This is a genomic window from Raoultella sp. (assembly GCF_039594335.1).
GTDB lineage: Bacteria > Pseudomonadota > Gammaproteobacteria > Enterobacterales > Enterobacteriaceae > Klebsiella.
Genome location: NZ_JBCNNS010000243.1, coordinates 1 through 3,762, shown reverse-complemented (window position 1 = coordinate 3,762; position 3,762 = coordinate 1). Strand labels below are relative to the sequence as shown.

Genomic DNA, 3,762 nt, shown 5'->3' with positions numbered 1-3,762 from the left:
TCGGCGTCTCGGTGCTGCTGCAAACTGTGGCGATGATCGTCTGGACGCGCAATCCGCTGATGTTCCCGCAGATCCTGCCGATGGAGCCGATCGCTGTGACCCAGGGCAGCGAAGCACATCCTCCGGCTCTCGTTACCGTCACCGGCATGGTTACCGTCGCGCTGGCCTTGACCGTGATGCTCGGCCTGTGGCTGCTGGTGGAGTTCACCCGCTTAGGCCGGGGAATGCGCGCGGTGGCGGAAAACCCGCGCATCGCTACGCTGATGGGCGTCAACCCCAACGCCATTATTACCCTCACCTTCGCCATCGGCGGCATATTCGCCGCGCTGGCTGGGGTGATGATGGCCAGCAACTACGGCAGCGCCGGCTTCTCAATGGGCTTTCTGCCCGGAATTAAAGCCTTTACCGCCGCGGTGCTCGGCGGCATCGGCAATATTCGCGGCGCGATGGTCGGCGGTCTGTTGCTGGGGTTGATCGAATCCCTCGGGGCCGGTTATCTCGGCGAACTGACTCATGGCGTCTTTGGCAGCAACTATCAGGATATCTTCGCCTTTATGGTGCTGATCCTGGTGCTGGTCTTCCGCCCTGCCGGTTTACTCGGCGAGCGCGTTGCGCACCGGGCTTAGGAGAAAAATCATGGCAACGGCACAACTCGACACGCCTATCGTCTCCCGCCGCTTCTGGTCCGGGATGACCCTGTTCATCTGCGCTCTGCTGGTGGCGCCAATGGTCGCCAGCCAGCTCGGCGGCAACTACTGGGTGCGGGTCATCGACTTCGCCCTACTGTACATCATGCTGGCGCTGGGGCTGAATATTGTGGTCGGCTACACCGGTCTGCTGGACATGGGCTTTATCGCCTTCTACGCCGTCGGCGCCTATCTGGCGGCACTGCTGGCCTCCCCGCATCTGCTGGAGGTTTTCCCGCTGTTGCAAACCTGGTTTCCCGACGGCCTGCACACCTCCTGGCTGGTGATTATTCCGCTCGCCGCGCTGGTGGCGGCAGGCTGCGGTATCGTACTCGGCGCGCCGACGCTGAAGCTGCGCGGCGACTATCTGGCCATCGTCACCCTCGGATTCGGCGAAATTATCCGCATTCTGATGCGTAACCTCGACCGCCCGGTCAACATCACCAACGGCGCAAAAGGCATTTCCGGGGTCGATTCGCTGAATCTGTTCGGCCTCAAGTTTAGCGGCGTTTATCACTGGTTTGGCTTTAAAGTCCCGGCGCTGTGGCTGTGGTACTACCTGCTGATGCTGGTGATTGTGGCGATTATTTTTGTCTGCCTGCGGCTACAGCATTCGCGCATTGGCCGCGCCTGGCACGCCATTCGTGAGGATGAAGACGTCGCCCGTGCGATGGGTATCAACCTGCGTAACTACAAGCTGTTGGCCTTCGCGATCGGCGCTTCCTTTGGCGGCGTGGCGGGCGCGCTGTTCGGCGCATTTCAGGGCTTCGTTTCGCCGGAATCCTTTACCCTGCAGGAGTCGATTGCGGTCCTGGCGATGGTGGTCCTCGGTGGAATGGGGCATATCCCAGGAGTGATCCTCGGCGCGGTGCTGCTGACCGCGCTGCCGGAGCTGCTGCGCAGCCAGGCTGCTCCGCTGCAGCAGGCGCTGTTTGGCGACGTGCTGATTGACCCGGAAGTGCTGCGCCAGCTGTTCTACGGCCTGGCGCTGGTGCTGGTCATTCTGCTGCGCCCGCAGGGCATCTGGCCCGCGCGACATCAAGGAGCGAAAGCATGAGTCTGCTAACCGTGCGCCATATGACCAAACGCTTCGGCGGCCTGACAGCGGTCGATAACGTGTCACTGACCATCAACGAGGGTGAAATCTTCGGCCTGATCGGCCCTAACGGCGCGGGGAAAACCACCTGCTTTAACCTGATTACCGGTCTTTACCCCGCGGACAGCGGCGAGTTCGCTATCGGCGGGAAAACCTATTTTCCAAAGAATATTGAAAAAGTGACCGCCGCGGGCATCGCCCGTACCTTCCAGAACGTGCGGCTGTTTAACGAAATGTCGGTACTGGAAAACGTGATGGTCGGCCGTCACGTCCGCACCCGCAACGGTCTGTGGGCCGCGCTCTCCCGCCATAAGCGCGCCCGTGCCGAAGAGGCGCAGACCCGCGAGCTGGCGTGGCACTGGCTGGACTACACCGGCATCGCCCGGTTCGCCCACTACCGCGCCTGCGACCTCGCCTACGGCCACCAGCGGCGGCTGGAAATTGCCCGCGCGCTGGCCACCGATCCGCGCCTGCTGGCTCTGGATGAACCGGCGGCCGGGATGAACGCCGCCGAGAAAATGGCGCTCGGTGAACTGCTGCTACGCATCCGCGCTGATGGCAAAACCCTGCTGATGATTGAGCACGACGTCAAGCTGGTGATGGGCATCTGCGATCGCCTGATGGTGCTGGATTACGGCAAAACGCTGACCAGCGGCACGCCGGAGACCGTGCGCCGTGATCCGGCGGTGATCGCCGCCTGGCTGGGAGGAAATACCCATGTCTGATCTGTTAACCGTGACCAACCTCGGCGTGCACTACCGCGGCATCCAGGCGGTACGCGACGTCTCATTCAGCGTTAAAGCGGGTGAGCAGGCTACGTTAATTGGCGCCAACGGCGCCGGCAAAAGCTCTACCGTTCGTGCCATTACCGGACTGGAGCCCTTTAGCGGCGAGATTATTTTCAACGGTAAACCGCTGCGTCGACGCAAAGCGGAGTCGCTGCTGCGCGAAGGGCTGGTGATGGTACCGGAAGGCCGCGGCATTTTTGCCCGCATGACGGTGCTGGAAAACCTGCAGATGGGCGCCTGGCTGCGTCGCGATAGCGCGGCTGTCCGAGAGGAAATGAACGAAATCTTCGCTCACTTTCCGCGCCTGGCCGAACGGCAGCATCAGTTGGCGGGGCTGCTCTCCGGCGGTGAACAGCAGTTGCTGGCGCTTAACCGCGCCCTGCTCAGCCAGCCGCGCCTGCTGATCCTGGATGAACCGTCAATGGGTCTGGCACCGCTGATGGTCGAGAACGTTTTCCGCGCGATCGCCACTCTCCGTCAGCGCGGCGTGGCGCTGCTGCTGATTGAGCAGAACGCACGCCTGGCGCTGGAGGCCACCGACAGCGCGTGGGTAATGGACAGCGGCAGCATCGTCGAACACGGCGCCTCGAAGGCACTGCTGGCCGATGATCGTATCGCACAAATTTATTTGGGCGAAATGCCCGTTTAACACACGAACCAGCATCAGGGAAAAATAATGAAAACAGTCAAAATCAGTGCGCTTAGCGCCGCTATTCTGCTCAGTGGATTTGCCTCATCTACCGCCTGGTCTGCGGCCAGCGAGACCGTGATTATCGGCCTGGCGGGTCCGTTGACCGGCCCTTCCGCGCGTATCGGCAAGGATCTGGAAAACGGCGCGCAGCTGGCCATTGACGATATCAACAAGCAGCACCCGACCATCGGCGGCAAGGCGGTAACCTTCAAGCTGCAATCGGAAGACGATCAGTCCGACCCGCGTACCGCCGTTGCCGTTGCCCAGCGTCTGGTGGACAGCGGCGTCGCCGGTGTCGTTGGCCACTGGAATACCGGCACCAGCATTCCGGCCGCCCGCGTCTATCACGATGCGGGCATCGCCCAGGTCGCGCCAGTCGCTACCGGACACGCCTATACCAGACAGGGCTTTGATACCAGCTTCCGCGTGATGGGCCACGACGATGACGGCGGCCAGTTTGCCGGACAGTACGCGGTGCAAACCCTGAAGGCCAAACGCATC

At 62.0% G+C, this 3,762-nt stretch carries 5 protein-coding genes; all 5 read left to right on the top strand.

The window, feature by feature from the left end; all coding sequences use genetic code 11:
• A partial coding sequence (locus ACZAHD_RS22340; RefSeq protein WP_462458680.1) for a branched-chain amino acid ABC transporter permease occupies nt 1-626 on the top strand: 626 nt, incomplete at its 5' end.
• 10 nt (nt 627-636) lie between these two features.
• A complete protein-coding gene (locus ACZAHD_RS22335; protein WP_462458679.1) occupies nt 637-1,743 on the top strand; it encodes a branched-chain amino acid ABC transporter permease in 1,107 nt (368 codons plus the stop codon).
• Nucleotides 1,740-2,507, top strand: a complete 768-nt coding sequence (locus tag ACZAHD_RS22330; RefSeq protein WP_462458678.1) for an ABC transporter ATP-binding protein — start codon at nt 1,740-1,742, stop codon at nt 2,505-2,507. Before ACZAHD_RS22335 ends, ACZAHD_RS22330 begins: the two co-directional genes overlap by 4 nt.
• Nucleotides 2,500-3,219 (top strand): ABC transporter ATP-binding protein, encoded by a 720-nt coding sequence (locus ACZAHD_RS22325; protein ID WP_462458677.1) that lies wholly within the window; start codon nt 2,500-2,502, stop codon nt 3,217-3,219. The genes ACZAHD_RS22330 and ACZAHD_RS22325 overlap by 8 nt, the downstream gene beginning before the upstream one ends.
• A 27-nt stretch (nt 3,220-3,246) precedes the next feature.
• A partial coding sequence (locus ACZAHD_RS22320) for a branched-chain amino acid ABC transporter substrate-binding protein (RefSeq protein WP_462458676.1) occupies nt 3,247-3,762 on the top strand: 516 nt, incomplete at its 3' end.